This window comes from Bradyrhizobium sp. AZCC 2262 (assembly GCF_036924535.1).
Lineage (GTDB): Bacteria > Pseudomonadota > Alphaproteobacteria > Rhizobiales > Xanthobacteraceae > Bradyrhizobium.
Genome location: NZ_JAZHRT010000001.1, coordinates 5956807 through 5974436, shown reverse-complemented (window position 1 = coordinate 5974436; position 17630 = coordinate 5956807). Strand labels below are relative to the sequence as shown.

The following is a 17630-nucleotide window of genomic DNA, read 5'->3' as shown; positions in this document are numbered from 1 at the left end:
GTACTCACGCCGTCGACCGGGCGCACTGTCCAGCGAAAGCGAGACGCTTGTTAGATTGGGACCGGTGGAGCAGGGCGCGTTGTGGTCAGCGCCTCAGAGCCCGCCCAAAGGATGGCACGTTGCAGCGAACCGGGTGGATCAGTTGCCGTTGCGACGGGACCAGATCAGCGTAAAGCTGTCGTCGCTGTCATCCTTCACCAGCGAGGCGTCGTCGGGGCGGACTATCGGCTCTCTGTGACATCAAGATCGTGAGCCGGACTCCGCGGGGTCTTGTATCAGGGGGCGCGCGAAACCGAGTGCGCGCGTGATGCGAATCGTGCGCCATCGTTGGCCAGGGTCGCGCCGTCGCCTTCACTGGTTCGCAGACGCGCGTCTTTGCCCAGTGAAACCCTTGTCCTTGGGCGGGGACGGTGATGGCATTCATGGTGGTCTCCATCAGTCTGTTTGATGGGCGTACTCCTCACGCGACCTCGAATGGACGGATCAGGCCCGAGGGACGGCTTCGCCTCGATCGCCTTCCCGCAACGGCTACGCCGGCTTTTTTCCCCTGCCGCGAAGTGGCGGCATTCCTCGTGAGGCAAAAAAGCCGTCTGACGCCGTCCTCCGCTGTGCTGCGGGCCTGACGGCTGCGGGCCGATCGCTCCCCGGGCCAAGGACCGCCATCGAGGCCGCGATGGTCGCGGCCCGACAACAGACGGAGACCACCATGGCTACCATCGGAACCTTTACCGCAGCGGACAACGGCTACACCGGCTCGGTCAAGACGCTCACGCTCAACGTCAAGGCCAAGTTCGTTGCGACCGAGAAGGACAACGACAAGGCGCCCGACTATCGCATTTTCGCCGGCGCCACCGAGTTCGGCGCCGCCTGGAAGAAGACCGCGCGGGAGACCGAACGCGAATACCTCTCAGTCAAACTCGACGATCCGAGCTTCCCGGCCCCGATCTACGCCTCGCTGGTGAAGGGTGAGGGCGACGACAGCTTCACGCTGATCTGGTCCCGCCGCAACGGCGACTGATCCAACCGGATCGACGCACCCCGCCTCTTCGGAGGCGGGGTTTTTGCTGCGCTCATGGTCGCAACGGAACGGAAGAAAGAGTGCAAGGACCTTCGGCCCCCTTGTTCACGCAGAAACGCTAAGGGCTCCGCCCTCGCGCGCGCAAGGGTGAAGCGCCGAAGCCGGCGCCGGCCGGAGTGGTCTCCCCGGTCTTCCGCGCTGTCGCACAATATTCATGAAGACATGAGCGCCAAGCGCGTGCAGACGCGCGCGTCGCGCGCCCCCTTGGGCGGGTGATCCCCCTCCACTCCGGCCGCCCTTGCCCTTGCTACCCCGGTCTCGCCGACGGGCAGGGTTGCAGCGCAGCGCTGCGCTTTAACCCAGCACCAGAAGGAGAACGAGCGATGACGATGATAACCCTGCCCCAGAACGAGCAGCCTGTTTCCGGCGGCTTTCGCGTGGATATATCGCGCGGCGAGCGCGTTGGCCGCGTGTCGTCGGAATGGTTTTCACGGCCGGACGATGAGAGATATCTGAACCTGACTGACTTATACGATGCTGTCCGCGGCCGCGCCGAGCGCGCGCAGGCCCGCACCGTGGAGAGCCGTGCCGTAAAGGTGGAGGTGAGCCGCGACAACGCCGAGCGGCTGGCCCTGATCGTGCCGGGACGTGACGAACCGGTCGTGCCGACGCATTGGAGCTTTGGGCAGTTGTGCAGTCTTGTTGGCGCGCCGTCATCCTATATGCGGCAGCTTCCCGCGCCGCTGGCCGGGATCAATCTGCAACATGGCTTGCTGTCACACCGCGCCGAGTTGATGAAAACACTGGAGGCCGATGACGGTCGCGTCGAACTTCGCGCGGTCACTGGGCCGGACTACGGGCGTATCTGGGATCACGAACTTGTCGCAGCGGTCATGAAAATCGCAGGCAACGGGACTGGAGATACGCGGTGGAAGGTGCCGGGCGTGCTCGATTGGAACAGCATGACGCATAATCCATTTGTGGACATCACCAAGGACACCACGACGCTTTACGCCAGCGACCGCGACGTGTTCCTGTTTCTGGTTGACGATGTCAATCCCATCGAGGCGGGACGTTTGCCGGATGGATCGCCGGATCTGTACTTCCGGGGGTTCTATTGTTGGAATAGCGAGGTCGGTTCGAGAACGCTGGGGATCGCCTCGTTTTATCTGCGAGCGGTGTGCATGAACCGCAATCTGTGGGGCGTCGAGAATTTCGAGGAAATTACGATCCGGCATTCCAAATTTGCCGCCCAGCGCTTTGCGCATGAGGCCGCTCCCGCGCTGACGCGCTTTACCGATTCGTCACCGGCGCCATTCATCGCCGGTATCAAGGCCGCGCGCGAACGGATTGTGGCGCGCAGCGATGAGGACCGTGATGGCTTCCTGCGCAAGCGCGGGTTCTCCAAGTCGGAGACGGCAAAAATCATCGAGACCGTCTTGCATGAGGAAGGCCGCCCGCCGGAAAGCCTGTTCGATTTCGTGCAGGGGATATCAGCGCTGGCCCGCGGCAAGTCACATCAAGACGCGCGTCTTGAGCTTGAGGGCAGGGCGAAGCGCCTGCTGGAACGCGCCACCTGACCACCGAAATCGCAGGGCCGCGCAACCGGAGGCCAGGTTGCGCGGCTGCCCGTCTTGAGGCTTGAAATTTGCGATTTTCCGCCGACCCGGTTGTCCGGATCGGCGGCGGGCGCGTTTCCGCGCCCGCCGCTCGCCGGGCCTGCGGCCCGGCTCGCGGAAAGCACTGTCCAACTCGTGACAAGAAGTTCACAGGGCTAAGCGCGAGATTGGTTTGGCCTCTCTTTTTTCTCCGGTCGGAGATCGTCGGCTGTGCAAATCTGCCGCCTCAACATCGGGAACCCGACCCACCCGACTAAGGACAATGTGAGCCTGTCGCTCGCAGCAGCCGAGTTCTGACTTCGCAAGCTCTGCGTCGATCTCGTCCGCGTCGCCAGCCAGGGACGACGACAGCTTCTTCGCTGTGATCTGGAACCCGGCAGATTCGTAGGGGCAGACCTCGCGCTGTCAGCGCGGGGGCCGTTCTGTCGCCGCATTTTGTTTCGACGATCATGGCTCGCTTGTCTGAACGCCGGGGCTTCTCCTGAATCACGACATCGCCGATCCTTCGCGCGCGCTCCCGCGCGACGCAGCCATTTCCTACGGTCCAACGTCCTACGATCCAAGCGACTGGGCGTGGGAATTCCTGCGCCGCAATCCGGATTACGGCGCGGACTGGCGTAGCTCCGTGCCCCGGCGCCTACCGCATGTGACGCTGAAAGACGGCACCCACCTGTTGCGGCTGCGGAGGCGCTTTCCCCGCGCCGAACGATGGGGACTTTACGCCTTCGCTGATCCCTCGGTCGCCGCCCGGCAAGCCCCGGTTTTCTGGCATGTCGCCGCGTTGAAACAGGTGGTCCGGGTCAGGGCCGCACCTCCGGCCCGTCGTGAAAATGTCACACCGCTCACGCTGTCGAGCTTCACTGTTGGCCGTACTGCTGCGATCGGCGTCGATGATGCTCCGTTGGTGCTGATGAAGGGACCAGGCATCCACATTCCCCTCGAAATCCATGACGTGGCGGTCCTGACCAATCCCTTTGTGCCCGTCTTCGAGATCGATGGGTTTGCAGACCTGAACACCCAAACCGAACTGCTCAAGCGCCTTCATCGCTTTGCGGAACAGGCTCCGTCCGCGGGCAGCCGGCCGCCATTTGCCATCGACGAACGCCTTCATCATGCGCTGATCGCGCTCGATGAAAGCCTGCGCGGCAAGACCTATCGGCAGATCGCCATCACCATCTTTGGCGAGAAGAAAGTAGCCGAGGAATGGCAAGGACCGAGCCAGTTCCTGAAAGACCGCACAAGGCGGCTGGTCGCCAAGGGCACCGAATTGATGAAGGGCGGGTACCGCGATCTGCTCTTTTAGCTGGTCCGGATATTTGCCGGTTTGACCATCTTGGCCGGCCTGGGGTGGCGAAATCGGCCGCCATCATCTTCGCCACTCCCGCCGATGCCGCAATCTGACGACGCTGCCTCTCGCCCGCGCATCTTGCCGAGCCGCGGGACAGGGAGAGCGTTGGACATGACGGATAATGAGAAGAAAGAGCCTGAACGGCCTTTTCTGAATACGGCGGAGGCTGCGGCCTGGCTACGGCTGACCAAGAATACCCTGGAAAAAATGCGGGTGCAGGGTACCGGTCCTCTCTACCGCAAGCACGGACGCTACGTCCGTTACCACATCGAAGACCTCGTCGACTATTCGCAAGCCAGCAAGCGGAGGTCGACCTCCAATGGGAGCTAACCGTGTTTCATTGCGTTCGAAACTCATGATCCTCGCGGGCGTGTCCGTGGGCCTTGTCGCGACCTTGGCCTCTATCCCGCCACAGACGCCGCTGATCGTCTACAACGCCAGCGGCAGTGCGCCGCTCGGCTTTTATCTGGTCGAGAGCCGGCTGCCCGCGCTCGGCGAAATCGCCGTGGTACAGCCACCGCCGCTGATCGAGTTGATGATCGTCGCCCGCGGAATCTTGCCGCCGGCGGTGCCGCTTATCAAACAGGTGATGGCCGCCGGCGGCGACGAAGTGTGCCGGTCGGAGCAACCAACCGGGACGGTTTCCATCAACGGCAAGGTCGTGGCCGAAACCTACGCGACCGATCTGGAAGGACGAGCTTTGCCGGCGTGGCAAGGATGCATGCGTCTCATCGACGGCGAATTCTTCCTGCTGCAGCCGCATCCGCTTTCGTTCGATTCACGGTATTTTGGTCCGGTCCTTCGTTGCGATATCGTCGGCGTCGCGCGTCCTTTATGGACCTGGAATCCCTTGGGCTAGTGGTCTGCCAGACCGGGCTTCGGTGCCCTGAGATCGCAAAATAGCGGCCGATCCAGCCAGGATCGGCCAGAAAAGCGGCCAAAATCTCTGAAATATCAAATATTCGTAATATATATCAATAGGTTATTAGATAAGTCAGATCGGCCAGAACTGGCTGTCGATCGATCGGCCTAAGATCGGCCACAAGATCGGCCAAAGCTGGCGATCTTTACAAGAAAATCATTTATATTGAATATCTTAATACCACGGCAGATCGGCCAATATGAGCCCCGACATGGAAACCGTCGAACGCATCGAGCCTGCCCGGCTGGAAAACTTGCCGGAGGCCATTTCGGACGTGGTCGCCGAGCTCTCAGCGGCGGCCGCGAAGCTTGGTCACGCGCTCAATCCGCAGACCGCCGCCAATCTCGCGGGCCTCGTGCGGATCATGAACACCTACTACAGCAACCTGATCGAAGGCCATAACACCAGGCCGCGCGATATCGCGCGCGCCATCGACGGCAATTTTGACAACGACGAGGCGCGGCGCAACCTTCAGATCGAGGCCGCCGCCCATGTGCGCGTGCAGTCCGAAATCGATGCAATGGCGCTGGAAAATCGCCTGCCTGAACCGGCCTCGGTCGATTTCATTCTCTGGCTTCATCGCGAATTTTACCGCGACGCCGCGCCTGAGATGCTGCGCATCCAGGGTGCCGGTACCGAATTCACAATGCAGCCCGGGACATGGCGCTCAAGCTCCGAACACGATGTCGCGGTCGGCCGGCATCAGCCGCCCTCCAGCGGTCGCGTCGAAGCGTTCATGACGTATTTTGCCGAGCGCTATCGCTTCGAGCGCCTCGGCAAATCGGCGCGGATCACCGCCATTCCGGCCGCGCATCATCGCTTCAACTACATCCATCCTTTCCCTGATGGTAATGGTCGCGTCAGCCGCCTGATGAGCCACGCCATGGCACATCTCGCCGGAATCGGCGCGCACGGACTATGGTCGGTCTCACGCGGACTGGCGCGCGGCCTGACCGGTCCTGGCGATTACAAACGGATGATGGACCACGCCGACATGCCGCGGCAGGGCGATCTCGACGGCCGGGGAAACCTCTCGCAGCGTGCATTGAACGAATACGTTCTCTGGTTCCTGCAGGTCTGCCTGGATCAGGTAACCTTCATGACAAGCCTGTTCGAGATCGAGACCCTGGCCCAGCGAATGCGCAGTCTCGTCGAACGCAGCGAGCAGCTGAAGCCCGAGGCGGCGCGGCTTCTGAAGGAAGCACTGATCCGCGGACAGTTCGACCGCGGCGAAGTCCCGCGCATCACCGGCCTTCCCGAACGAACGGCACGGCGCGTCTTTAATGACGTCATCGCCGCCGGCCTTCTTGCCTCCGATACACCCAAGGGCCCGGTGTCGCTGCGCTTTCCTTTTGATACGCTCGACGTGCTGTTTCCGCGATTGTTTCCGGAAATCTAGTGGCACCAAGAAGCGTCTTGGGAGCCTCGCGCGCGTCTGTTTTGCGGGCAAAATGGTGGTGCTTTTTGAACGCGTTCGCCGTCAACCAGGCTCTTATCGTAACCGCGCGCCCGGGCCTCGGCGTGTGCTGATGTTTCGCTAAAAGACCCGTTAGCCAGGATGAGCCAATCAACCCGTAGATCAAGCGGGAGGGCAAGATAAAAGCACTGGCGCCCAAACGCGCCTAAGTCGTTGTCTGCACATCCAGGATTTGTCGCCACCGTCGAAGACGGTGGCGACAACTCACAGTTAAGTACCTTTCGCGATTGATGAACCACGTCTGCGTCTTGACGCAGCGGAAACCCGTTCACACATGCGCCTGCCATTCGCGGAGAGCGCTTGTGTCCGATACCGACGACGAGTTCAGGGTCAGGCTTGGCCGCATCGGCAACCACCGCGGCCGCAAGGCAATCAGCTACGTCAAGCGCGTTGGCAAGATCGCGCAAAAAGCCGGTATCGGAACAACGCACCGAACTTCCAGCTTCACCGGCTCACGCATCGGCCGTGGCTATGCGCAGGGAACGGTGTCTGCAAGCCGTCGCTCCGCGGGCCAGCGCCGGGTCGTCATCAAGGCGCGGATCGTCCGCATCAAGGCGGGCAATGCCGGCGCGGTGCGGGCTCATCTGCGCTATGTCCAGCGCGACGGCGTCACGCGCGAGGGCAATCCCGGCGAGCTCTACGACGAGGGCAGGGATCACGTTGACGGCAAGGCGTTCGCGGAACGAGCGGAAGGCGACCGCCATCAGTTTCGTTTTATCGTGGCACCGGAGGACTCTAGCGAAATCGCCGATCTCAAACCGTTCGTCCGCGACCTGATGCGGCAGATGGAATCTGATCTCGGCACCAGGCTCGACTGGGTCGCCGCCGATCACTTCAATACCGGCCACCCTCACAGCCATATCGTAGTGCGTGGCAAGGACGATCTTGGCAGCGACCTCGTGATCGCCCGCGACTACATCGCCCACGGGATGCGGGCCCGGGCAAGCGAGCTGATTACCCGCGAGCTAGGCCCCGAAAGCGAACTGGACCAGCTGCGCAAGCTTGAGCAGGAGGTCGGCGCGGAACGCCTCACCCGCCTCGACCGCGCGATTCTCCGCGACGCACGCGACGGCGTCCTTGCGCTTTCCGCCAAACCTGAGCGTGATCCGCGGCATCATGCTTTGCGGATGGGGAGGCTCCGGGCGCTCGAGCGCCTGGGTCTGGTGGAAGAGACGATGCCGGGTACCTGGCGGATCGCCGGAGATATCGAGCCGACTCTGCGGCGCATGGGGGAGCGCGGCGATATCATCAAGACCATGCACCGCGACTTGAAGGACGCCGGACTCAATCGCGCTGCGGCCGATCAGGCGATCTTCGACCCCAAAGCCGGCGGCCGCGTCGTCGGACGTCTGGTCGCGGAAGGGTTCTCGGATGAATTGCGCGAGCGACGCTATGCGGTTGTCGACGGCGTCGATGGCCGAATCCATTACGTCGAACTCGGGTTGCGGCGCGCCGAGGACGAGCCGCTGGTTCGTAATACGATCGTCGAGCTCCGTGCGCGGGACGTCGGTCCGCGTCAGGTCGACCGCACCATTGCGGAGGTCGCGTCCCGTAATCAAGGGCTCTACAGCGCGGATCTTCATCGCGACACCGAACCCCGCGCTTCATCTGAATTCATCGAAAGTCACGCTCGCCGCCTTGAGGCGATGCGAAGGCAGGGCTTGGCCGAGCGGTTGCCGGATGGACGATGGCAAGTTGGGGAGGGTCACCTCGACCGGTCAGAGCGCTTCGAGGTCGCCAGCCGTTCAGAACGCCCCGTGCGAATGACGGTGTTGTCGTGGCAGAATCTGGAGGCGTTGCCCAATGCCAACGGCGCGACCTGGCTCGACCGCCAGCTGGTCGCGAAGGGGCCTGAGACGATCGCCCCGATGGGGCTAGGGTCAGAGGTCGGCTCGGCCCTTCGCGCCCGGCGCCAGTGGCTGCTTGAGCAAGGGCTCGCGCGCGAGCAGGAAGGGCGGTTCGTCTACGCCCGCAATCTGGTGCAGACCCTGGAGCGGCGAGAGCTTGCCGAGGTCGGCGCTCGCATTGCCGGCGAAACCGGCCTTGGATATTCCGAGATCAAGCCCGGCGATCGGCTGACCGGCACCTATCGGCGGACGCTGACGCTGAACAGTGGACGGGTTGCCCTGATCGAACGGGCGCAGGAATTCAGCCTGGTGCCATGGCGCCCGGTTCTTGAACGCACGAAGGGGCAGAGCGTCATCGGCGTCGTGGGCGGTGAGGGGATTTCTTGGTCGATCGGGATCAAGCGCGGTTTGGGGCGATAAGAGACCCTCTTGGCTATTGCGCGTGCCTGCCGCGACTGACCGTGATCGAGGCCCATGACCGGCTCGCTGCCTGCAATGCCAACGGGCTGATCGCGCCGCTCGAAAGCTGCCGCAAAAGGGCATCTGGCGAGTTAGGACATTTGACTGGACTCAACTACCATAGCGTGTGGCTGCTTGATAACATTTTGCTGCTCAAGCAACGGAGACGCTTTTCATGCCGAAAAACATTGTCGTTTATTCCGACGGAACCGGCCAGGACGGGGGCGTCCGGCCCGAGCAGCGCATCAGCAACGTCTACAAGATGTACCGGTCATCACGGGTGCATCCCGATAATGCAATCGATCCGGCCGAGCAGGTCTGCTTTTACGATCCCGGTCTGGGAACGGACAGCGGCGCGAGTGGTTTCACCGGCCTCATGCGCAAGCTTGACAAGCTGCTGCAGTCGGTGACCGGTCGCGGCATCACCAAGAACATGACCGACTGTTACGAATTCATTATCAATCACTACGAGGAAGGCGACAGGATCTACCTGATCGGCTTCAGCCGTGGCGCATACACCGTCCGCTGTCTTGCCAACACGATCATGCTGTGCGGCATTCCCACAATGGCTGAAAATGGTCCACTGCTGCGCTACCGCAAGCAGGTTCATGATATCGCCAGGGAAGCCGTTGAGACCGTCTATGAGCACGGCGCTGGACACGCGCGCGGCGATTATGAAACCGAGCGCGACGAGCAAGCTCGAAGATTTCGTGCGAAGTACGGTTCGAATTTTGTCGGCAAAGATGTCGACAAGGATAGGTCCAATGCGGCGGCCCATTTTGTTGGCGTATTTGACACGGTCGCGGCGCTCGGCGCCAGTGGCATGCGCAGGTTTCTGATCCAGGCGGGTCTGACGGTCCTCTTCGCCGGCGTCGCTGGCTTTGCATCCGCCGTACTGGCAATTATACCGTCGCTAATCGTAAGTCAGTACTTTGACTTCGGCTTCTGGTGGTCGGAACTTGCGACAAGTACCGTGCTGATCGTGCTGTCAATTCTTTGGTTTCTATACAGGCAGCGCGCGCAATACACCAAGACGATCTATGATTTCCCGAACAAGGGCGACAAACGCTCCCATCAGGCCGAATGGAAGTCAGGTAACTTCGACCGCCTATTATCGAGGTACGTCGGAACGGCGCGTTCGGCCAATGCCATTGACGAAAGGCGGAAGGACTTTGACCGCGTCACCTGGGGGCAGCCGGACAGCACGCAATTGTCGCAAGCGTGGTTTGCGGGAAACCATTCCGACATTGGCGGCAGTTATCCGGAGACGGAGTCACGGCTTTCCGATATCTCGCTGCATTGGATGCTGGAGCAGATACTTGAGCTGGAACATCCGATCAAGTTGGGACCAGTAACGGTCAACGGTGAAGCACTGGCGGGGGCGGGCGCTGCCGGAACGCCTCTACACCTCTATCCTGATGCGAACAGCATGCAGCATAGCGAGATTGCGGGTACGCGAGATGCAATTGACGCATTCAGGGAGCGATTGCCCCGCATCTTTCGAGGTCTCCTGGCGAACGCCAATTATGAGATCATCAAGCGATCTATTCTGCCCCAGGCAAAGATTCATCCAACGGTAAAGGAGCGGTTTGCGCTGGAAACGATTATTGATTGCGCGGGCGAAAAAGTAGGCTCCTATCGTCCGGAGGCACTTCGTCAGCACGACGACTTCAAGCAATTCTACCCTGCTTCACCACCAGTCGACGCACCACCGCCCGGCAGAAGCGAGGAGCCGGCGCTTCCAACGCAATTGCCCCCGTAAGCGCAAACGCTTCTCATTTTGCGGGGCGTTCTATCAGGCGCAGACATGCGGGTCGTTCGACCCGGCCGACCCGGCGAATCGTGGAACGCCAGGGACGGATGCGTGCAACAACTTGCCGTGGTTTGCGCCGGCCGGACATATGATCCTGTTTCGTCAAACCGCTCACTTTCTATTGAGGTGTTTGCCTAGGTACGTCGAAGTTGGATCACGCACGATCCCTTCTCGGTAAGCTAGATCAACGTAGAGTTCGTTGTTGCGCCCGAATTTTATTTCGATTGAATGTGCATCGTTCTCGCCGTCTTCATCGCGCCGTTCACGTGGCGTTGTGAATGGGGCAGGGAATGTTTCCGGCAAAAATCTATGTTGGCCAGATTGCCGTTGTCTTCGGCATTGTTGTCACGTCGACGTGGGGCGCGACGCAATGGACGGCTAGCGCGCTAGGCTATCAGGATGGCCTCGGCTCGCCCTGGTTCGCGCTATCGGGCTATCCGGTCTATCTGCCGTGGCGCCTATTTGAGTGGTGGTACGCATACGAGGCGTACGCGCCCGAGATCTTCGAGCGCGCCGGTGCGGTCTCTGCAGGCGGAGGCGTTGCGGGCGCATTTTTTGCGGTGGTCAATTCCGTCTGGCGCGCGCGCCAAAATCAGTTGGTCACGACCTACGGCTCGGCGCGTTGGGCGACGCCAAGCGAGATCGCAGGCGCTGGCCTATTCCAGGCCAAGGGCGTTCTCCTCGGCCGCGTTGGCGACGACTATCTCCGTCATGACGGCCCAGAACATGTGATGTGCTTTGCACCGACGCGCTCGGGCAAGGGCGTCGGTCTGGTGCTACCGACCTTGCTGTCCTGGACATCGTCGGCCGTGGTCCACGATATCAAGGGCGAGAATTGGCATCTGACCGCGGGCTGGCGGTCGCGCTTCTCACATTGCTTGTTGTTCGATCCGACCGACACCCGGAGCGCCAGGTACAATCCCCTCCTTGAGGTACGCAAGGGCGCTGCCGAAGTCCGTGACGTCCAAAACATCGCCGACATTCTGGTCGATCCGGAGGGCGCGCTCGAACGTCGTACCCATTGGGAAAAGACGAGCCACGCACTGCTTGTCGGCGTGATCCTTCACGTCCTCTACGCCGAGGAGAACAAGACGCTTACCCGCGTCACAGAAATCCTCGCTGATCCCGCCCAATCATTCGAGAAGACGTTGCGGATCATGATGGCGACCAACCATCTTGGCACGAAGGACGCACCGAAGGTTCATCCCGTAGTCGCGGCAACGGCACGCGAGCTGCTGAACAAGTCCGAGAACGAGCGCTCCGGTGTGCTGTCGACCGCGGTGAGTTTCCTCGGGCTTTATCGGGATCCAACCGTCGGCCGCAATACCGAGGCCTGCGACTGGCGGATCGCTGACCTTGTTGCTGGCGAGAGACCAGTCACGCTCTATCTCGTGGTGCCACCGTCCGATATCAGCCGCACCAAGCCCTTGATGAGGCTGATCCTCAATCAGATCGGTCGCCGCCTCACCGAAACGTTGAACACGAATGACGGAGCGCCGAAGCCGCGGCAACTGCTGATGATGCTGGACGAGTTCCCGGCGCTGGGGCGGCTTGATTTCTTTGAGAGCGCGCTGGCGTTCATGGCTGGCTACGGCATCCGTGCCTACCTGATCGCGCAATCGCTCAACCAGATCGCCAAGGCCTATGGCGAGAACAACGCCATCCTCGACAATTGCCATGTGCGGATCGCGTTTGCAGCCAATGATGAGCGGACTGCCAAACGGATCTCGGACGCGCTCGGCACTGCCACGGAACTTAGGGCGCAGCGCAACTATGCCGGCCATCGCCTCGCGCCCTGGCTAGGGCACGTCATGGTCAGCCGGCAGGAGACCGCACGACCCCTGCTAACGCCGGGCGAGGTGATGCAGCTCCCCCAGGATGAAGCGATTGTGCTGGTGTCTGGCCTTGCACCCGTGCGCGCCAAGAAGCTGCGGCACTATGAGGACGCAAACTTCAGCAAGCGGCTGCTTCCGCCGCCACAGCTTGAGAGCGGCGCATACGCCGATTGTCCCCGCTCACGAGCCCATGATTGGCAAGACCAGCTTCGGCAGGTCGATCTCCGGCTGACAACGCTTCCGTTCCGTGAGCTGATGCAGGGCGCCGATGAAGAGGGCGGGCTCAAGCAGCAACTGCCCCTGTTCGACGACCTCGCGCATGACGCTGGCGAGACGTCCCCTGGCGAGGAACGCCTCTTTGAAGACGACTCCGACGCGGCCTCCGATCGCAATCAGATGCAGCGCGCTGCCAACGGACCGGCAACGGTTCGCCGCGCCCATGCGGTCACGCGCGACGATGACGATCTGCTTCCGGCCTTTTGATGGACAAAATCATGAAACCGAAACTGTCGATCTATCTATCCGACCATGTCGCCGAGCGCCTCACGCTGGCGGCCAACCGACCAGGAACCAACAAGTCGGCGATCGTCGATGCCGCGCTCGATCGCTTTCTTAACCCGGAGCGCGATCAAAGCGGCGATGCAGCTCTGGTGCGGCGTCTCGACCGCATGAGCCGGCAGCTTGGTCAGATCGACCGTGATCTCTCGATCACGGCGGAAACGATTGCTCTCTTTGTCCGCTACTACCTCACGATCACGCCGCCATTGCCATCTGGCGATCAGAACGCCGCGCGTGCCTTGGGACGTGAACGCTTCGATATGTTTGTCGCACAGGTCGGCAAACGCGTCGCCTCAGGCGGGCGACTGGTGGCCGACGTCATGGAGCGGGTCAGTACGTCCAATCCGGATCTGTTTTTCCGGAATTTGGAAGAAGGCGCGCCGCTAGGCCAGCCAGCGGCAGACGATGAGACTAATCCCCGTGCAACGCAAGCAACGGGCGAGCCGCCGGAGCATCCTCCGGAAGGACGAGAGGAGGTCGGCAATGTCTGATCTCCTCTCGCCCGAGACCCGTGAGCGGCGCCGCAACATGTTGCGCACCGCCATGGGCCCAGCCATCGCATTGGCTCTCGATGAGCCGGACGTGGTCGAAGTTCTGGTCAATCCGGACGGACGGCTTTGGCTCGACCGTCATGGTTCCGGGCGCGCCGACACTGGCGTGGTTCTGACGCCCCACGAGGCCGAGCGGATCGTCCGGCTGGTCGCAAGTCACGTTCGTGCTGAGGCTAGTGGCTCTTCTCCGATTGTCTCGGCTGAGTTGCCGGAAACTGGCGAGCGGTTCGAAGGGCTCTTGCCGCCGGTCACGCTGGCGGCCTGCTTTGCCATCCGCAAACCGGCAACGACGACCTTCCGCCTGGCGGACTACGTCAAGGCCCAGATTGCATCGCCCGTTATGGCGAGGATTCTCGCCGCGGCGGTTGCGGAGGGTCGCAACATCCTGGTCGCCGGCGGGACTGGCTCCGGCAAGACAACGCTCGCCAATGCGCTGCTGGCCGAGGTCGCGGGCCTCGATCAGCGTGTCGTGATCATTGAGGACACCCGCGAGTTACGATGCGACGCCAAGGACGCGGTGCTACTTCGGACCAAATCTGGCGTCGCAACGCTCGCCGATCTGGTGCGCTCGACCCTTCGGCTGCGCCCCGATCGGATCGTGGTCGGTGAGGTCCGGGGCGGGGAGGCCCTCGACATGCTGAAGGCCTGGAATACCGGCCATCCCGGCGGAATCGCGACGGTCCATGCGAACTCGGCTCGTGCGGCGCTCTATCGCATCGAGCAGCTGATTCAGGAGGCGGTAACGATCGTTCCCCGCCGCCTTATCGCAGAAGCCGTCGATCTCGTCGTGTTCATCAAGGGGCGGGGACCGGGGCGTCGGATCGAGGCAGCCGTCGAAGTCAAAGGCCTCGACCTTTCAGGCGAGTACGCCCTCGAAATTCCGCACGGCCTGCCAAGCCCAATCAATCATCCCTGATCGAAAACCGGAGAAACCCATGATGTTCGGATTACGAAAATCAACGCGCGTGCGCCCCGCAAGGCTTTGCGACGTTGCAGGCCCTTTGATGGTGGAGATTGGCGCGAGTGCAATCGTCACGTTGCTGACGGTATCTGCCGCGCTTGCAGCCGGCTCGGGCATGCCGTGGGAAGCGCCACTTGAGCGCATTCTGGAGTCGGTGCAGGGGCCGGTCGCGAAAATCGTCGCTGTCATGATCATCACGGTGACGGGAATTTCGCTCGCCTTTGGCGATACTTCCGGCGGTTTCCGAAAGATGGTCCAGGTCGTCTTCGGCCTATCCATCGCCTTTGCCGCAAGCTCGTTCTTTCTGTCGTTCTTCTCGTTCGGCGGCGGAGCGCTGATCTGATGCAGCGCGATGGTTTTGAACTGGTCCTTCACCGTTCGCTGACCGAGCCGATTCTGATCGGCGGCGCTCCGCGAGCTGCCGCCATCCTGATTGGCACGCTCTCGGCCGTACTGGCGCTTGGCTTGCGGCTTTGGCTCGCTGGTCTCGTGCTCTGGATCGTCGGGCACGGCATCGCCGTCTGGCTCGCCAAGCGCGATCCGGCCTTTGTCGAAGTCGCAGTCCGCCACACCAAGCACAAGGGATGGCTCGCATGCTGAATTTGCGCGAATTCCGCTCCCACGCAAATCGCCTGGCCGATTGGCTGCCATGGGCTTGTCTGGTCGCGCCCGGAATCGTCCTGAACAAGGACGGCAGCTTCCAGCGGACCGTTCGTTACCGCGGTCCTGATCTCGACAGCGCAACCGAAGCGGAACTGATGAGCGCCGCGTCTCGCGTCAACAATGTCCTGAAGAGATTCGGGTCCGGCTGGGCGCTTTTCTTCGATGCTACCCGCATGACCGCCTCGGACTATCCGCGGTCGCAATTTCCCGACGCAGTATCCTGGCTGGTCGACGAGGAGCGACGCGCGTCCTTTGAGGGAACGGTTGATGCAGCATGGGATGGTCCTTCGCGTCAGGCTGGCCAACATTTTGAGAGCATCTCGCATCTTACGTTTGTGTATCTGCCGCCGATTGAGCGGGTCTCAAGGCTGGAGGCCTTGTTTCTGGAAAACCCGGGCGATGAGAGATCCAGCTGGAGTCCGTTATCGGGCTTGTTCCGGCGAAAGAGCGCCCCCCATGCACTGGTGACAGCCGACGATAATTCAAAGGAGACCAATGGCGAGGTTGATGAGCCGGCAGAACGCGGCACCGGGGCAGGTCGTAAAGGCGGGTACCAGGAGCACCTTCAGCGCTTTATCCAGGAGACAGATCGTGCCGTCGATCTGCTGTCATCGGTCCTGCCGGAAGTCGCCCCGCTCGATGACCAGGACACCCTGACCTACCTGCATGCTTGTGTCTCGACCAAGCGCCATCCGGTCGTTGTTCCCGAAATTCCGGCCTATCTGGACGCATTCCTGAGCGACGAGCCGTTGACAGGAGGACTTTCACCAGCGATCGGCCGCAGCCACCTTCGAACGGTCACCGTTCTTGGATTTCCGGCTGTCACCTTTCCGGGCGTGCTTGACGACTTGAACCGGCTTGGCGTTGCCTATCGATGGGCGACGCGCTTCCTACCGCTCGACCGGACGCAAGCCCACGCTGCACTTTCCCGCTATCGGCGGCAATGGTTTGCCAAGCGGAAATCCCTGGGCGCCATCCTAAAAGAGGTGATGTTCAACGAGCAGGCCGCCCTGCTCGATAGCGATGCCGATAACAAGGCGGTCGACGCGGATGCCGCGCTCCAGGAACTCGGCGATGACCTCGTGGCATTCGGGTACATCACCACGACCGTCACAGTCTGTGACGAAGATTCCCATGCCGCCGATGAGAAGATTCGCGCGGTCGAGCGGGCCATTAACAGCCGCGGCTTCACCACCATCAGGGAGAGCGTCAACGCAGTGGAAGCCTGGCTCGGCAGTCTGCCCGGGCAAGCCTATGCAAACCTTCGTCAGCCGATCGTCCATACCCTCAACCTTGCGCATATGTGTCCGTTGTCGGCGGTATGGGCTGGCCCGGCGCGCTGCGACCATCTGGACGGGCCTCCGCTTCTGCTCGCCAAGACCAAGGGTGCGACGCCATTTAGGCTTTCGCTGTATGTCGGCGATGTCGGCCATAGCCTGATCGTCGGCCCGACAGGCGCCGGTAAGTCCGTCTTTCTGTCCGTGCTCGCACTCCAATTCCGCCGCTACGAGAACTCCCAGCTCATCATCTTTGACAAGGGGCGATCGGCGCGTGCGACAACGCTCGCACTCGACGGCGCTTGGTATGAGTTGGGGGTAAAGGGTGGACTTTCTTTTCAGCCACTTCGCGATGTCGACGACGAGGGCGCGCGGCTCTGGGCACTTGATTGGTTGTGCGGCGTCCTTGCCCACGAGCATGTCGCGATTACGCCCGAGGTCAAGGAAACCATCTGGTCGGCCTTAAAGAGCCTTGGCACAGCACCGGCCAGGGAACGCACTATGACCGGCCTCGTAGCCCTTCTGGCGCGCGACGCGCTACGTCAGGCGCTGGCTCCATATACGCTCGAAGGTCCGTACGGCCGTTTTTTGGATGCCGACGCCGACAGGCTGTCCGGCGTCGACGTACTGACGTTCGAGATGGAAGAACTGATGGCTCTGCCGGGGCTGGTCGCGCCGGTTCTGACCTATCTGTTTCATGCACTCGAAGCGCGTTTTGATGGCCGTCCGACGCTTCTGGTTCTGGATGAGGCCTGGTTGTTCCTGGACGATCCGCTGTTTGCCAGCCGCATCCGCGAATGGTTGAAGACGCTTCGCAAGAAGAATGTAGCTGTGATCTTTGCGACCCAGTCGCTGACCGATATTGCCGACAGCCAGATTGCACCGGCGATCATCGAATCCTGTCCAACCCGGATCTTCCTGCCCAACCCCCGGGCGCTGGAACCCTCGCAGGCGGAGACTTATCGTCGCTTCGGCCTCAACGATACGCAGGTCCGTCTGATCGCGGAAGCCTTTCCCAAGCGCGATTATTACCTGCAATCGCGCGCCGGCAACCGGCTGTTCGAGCTTGGGCTCGGCCCGATTGCGCTCGCGTTCGCGGCCACCTCGTCGCCGGAAGATCAGCGGTTGATCGAAATGGTCCTCGACAAATTCGGTCCTAGCGAATTCGTCGAACGATATCTCGCCGCGCGAGACCTCCAGTGGGCCGCCAATCTCATAAGAACACTCGAACAGGTCAGGAAGGCGTGACCTCTCGTGCCCTTTACCCATTTCCCTCAAACTT

At 61.6% G+C, this 17630-nt stretch carries 14 protein-coding genes; all 14 read left to right on the top strand.

Going from position 1 to position 17630, the window contains the following annotated elements; all coding sequences use genetic code 11:
• Nucleotides 1-706 precede the first annotated feature (706 nt).
• Entirely contained in the window at nt 707-1018 is a 312-nt protein-coding gene (locus V1283_RS27975; protein WP_334389810.1) for a DUF736 domain-containing protein, read from the top strand.
• A gap of 389 nt (nt 1019-1407) precedes the next feature.
• Nucleotides 1408-2598 carry a DUF932 domain-containing protein gene (locus V1283_RS27970; RefSeq protein ID WP_334393202.1) on the top strand — a complete coding sequence of 397 codons (1191 nt, stop codon included), beginning with the start codon at nt 1408-1410 and terminating at the stop codon, nt 2596-2598.
• Nucleotides 2599-3118: 520 nt separating this feature from the next.
• Nucleotides 3119-3940 (top strand): DUF2285 domain-containing protein, encoded by an 822-nt coding sequence (locus V1283_RS27965; RefSeq protein ID WP_334393200.1) that lies wholly within the window; start codon nt 3119-3121, stop codon nt 3938-3940.
• A gap of 156 nt (nt 3941-4096) precedes the next feature.
• On the top strand, nt 4097-4315 hold the full coding sequence (locus tag V1283_RS27960; protein WP_334389809.1) for a helix-turn-helix domain-containing protein: 219 nt from the start codon (nt 4097-4099) through the stop codon (nt 4313-4315).
• 10 nt (nt 4316-4325) lie between these two features.
• Nucleotides 4326-4844 carry a S26 family signal peptidase gene (locus V1283_RS27955; RefSeq protein ID WP_334389808.1) on the top strand — a complete coding sequence of 173 codons (519 nt, stop codon included), beginning with the start codon at nt 4326-4328 and terminating at the stop codon, nt 4842-4844.
• Between the two features lie 274 nt (nt 4845-5118).
• Nucleotides 5119-6306 (top strand): Fic family protein, encoded by a 1188-nt coding sequence (locus V1283_RS27950; RefSeq protein WP_334389806.1) that lies wholly within the window; start codon nt 5119-5121, stop codon nt 6304-6306.
• 380 nt (nt 6307-6686) lie between these two features.
• Nucleotides 6687-8651 (top strand): relaxase/mobilization nuclease RlxS, encoded by a 1965-nt coding sequence (gene rlxS / locus V1283_RS27945; RefSeq protein WP_334389805.1) that lies wholly within the window; start codon nt 6687-6689, stop codon nt 8649-8651.
• A gap of 214 nt (nt 8652-8865) precedes the next feature.
• A complete protein-coding gene (locus tag V1283_RS27940) occupies nt 8866-10452 on the top strand; it encodes a DUF2235 domain-containing protein (protein WP_334389804.1) in 1587 nt (528 codons plus the stop codon).
• 341 nt (nt 10453-10793) lie between these two features.
• Complete coding sequence (locus V1283_RS27935; RefSeq protein WP_334393198.1) at nt 10794-12821, top strand: conjugal transfer protein TraG; 2028 nt, start codon at nt 10794-10796, stop codon at nt 12819-12821.
• 11 nt (nt 12822-12832) lie between these two features.
• Nucleotides 12833-13387 carry a CopG family transcriptional regulator gene (locus V1283_RS27930; protein ID WP_334389803.1) on the top strand — a complete coding sequence of 185 codons (555 nt, stop codon included), beginning with the start codon at nt 12833-12835 and terminating at the stop codon, nt 13385-13387.
• Entirely contained in the window at nt 13380-14363 is a 984-nt protein-coding gene (gene trbB, locus V1283_RS27925; protein ID WP_334389801.1) for a P-type conjugative transfer ATPase TrbB, read from the top strand. Before V1283_RS27930 ends, trbB begins: the two co-directional genes overlap by 8 nt.
• Before the next feature lie 88 nt (nt 14364-14451).
• On the top strand, nt 14452-14751 hold the full coding sequence (locus V1283_RS27920) for a TrbC/VirB2 family protein (protein ID WP_334389800.1): 300 nt from the start codon (nt 14452-14454) through the stop codon (nt 14749-14751).
• Nucleotides 14751-15008, top strand: coding sequence for a VirB3 family type IV secretion system protein (locus V1283_RS27915; RefSeq protein WP_334389799.1), 258 nt, complete (start codon nt 14751-14753; stop codon nt 15006-15008). Before V1283_RS27920 ends, V1283_RS27915 begins: the two co-directional genes overlap by 1 nt.
• On the top strand, nt 15002-17596 hold the full coding sequence (gene trbE / locus V1283_RS27910) for a conjugal transfer protein TrbE (protein ID WP_334389798.1): 2595 nt from the start codon (nt 15002-15004) through the stop codon (nt 17594-17596). Before V1283_RS27915 ends, trbE begins: the two co-directional genes overlap by 7 nt.
• Nucleotides 17597-17630 lie beyond the last annotated feature (34 nt).

Bases quoted from the DNA above. Each gene is read 5' to 3' on its own strand.
- V1283_RS27950 (WP_334389806.1), top strand. From the start codon at position 5,119: ATGGAAACCGTCGAACGCATCGAGCCTGCCCGGCTGGAAAACTTGCCG.
- V1283_RS27930 (WP_334389803.1), top strand. From the start codon at position 12,833: ATGAAACCGAAACTGTCGATCTATCTATCCGACCATGTCGCCGAGCGC.
- trbE (WP_334389798.1), top strand. From the start codon at position 15,002: ATGCTGAATTTGCGCGAATTCCGCTCCCACGCAAATCGCCTGGCCGAT.
- V1283_RS27935 (WP_334393198.1), top strand. From the start codon at position 10,794: ATGTTTCCGGCAAAAATCTATGTTGGCCAGATTGCCGTTGTCTTCGGC.
- V1283_RS27920 (WP_334389800.1), top strand. From the start codon at position 14,452: ATGGTGGAGATTGGCGCGAGTGCAATCGTCACGTTGCTGACGGTATCT.
- V1283_RS27940 (WP_334389804.1), top strand. From the start codon at position 8,866: ATGCCGAAAAACATTGTCGTTTATTCCGACGGAACCGGCCAGGACGGG.
- trbB (WP_334389801.1), top strand. From the start codon at position 13,380: ATGTCTGATCTCCTCTCGCCCGAGACCCGTGAGCGGCGCCGCAACATG.
- V1283_RS27915 (WP_334389799.1), top strand. From the start codon at position 14,751: ATGCAGCGCGATGGTTTTGAACTGGTCCTTCACCGTTCGCTGACCGAG.
- V1283_RS27960 (WP_334389809.1), top strand. From the start codon at position 4,097: ATGACGGATAATGAGAAGAAAGAGCCTGAACGGCCTTTTCTGAATACG.
- V1283_RS27970 (WP_334393202.1), top strand. From the start codon at position 1,408: ATGATAACCCTGCCCCAGAACGAGCAGCCTGTTTCCGGCGGCTTTCGC.
- V1283_RS27975 (WP_334389810.1), top strand. From the start codon at position 707: ATGGCTACCATCGGAACCTTTACCGCAGCGGACAACGGCTACACCGGC.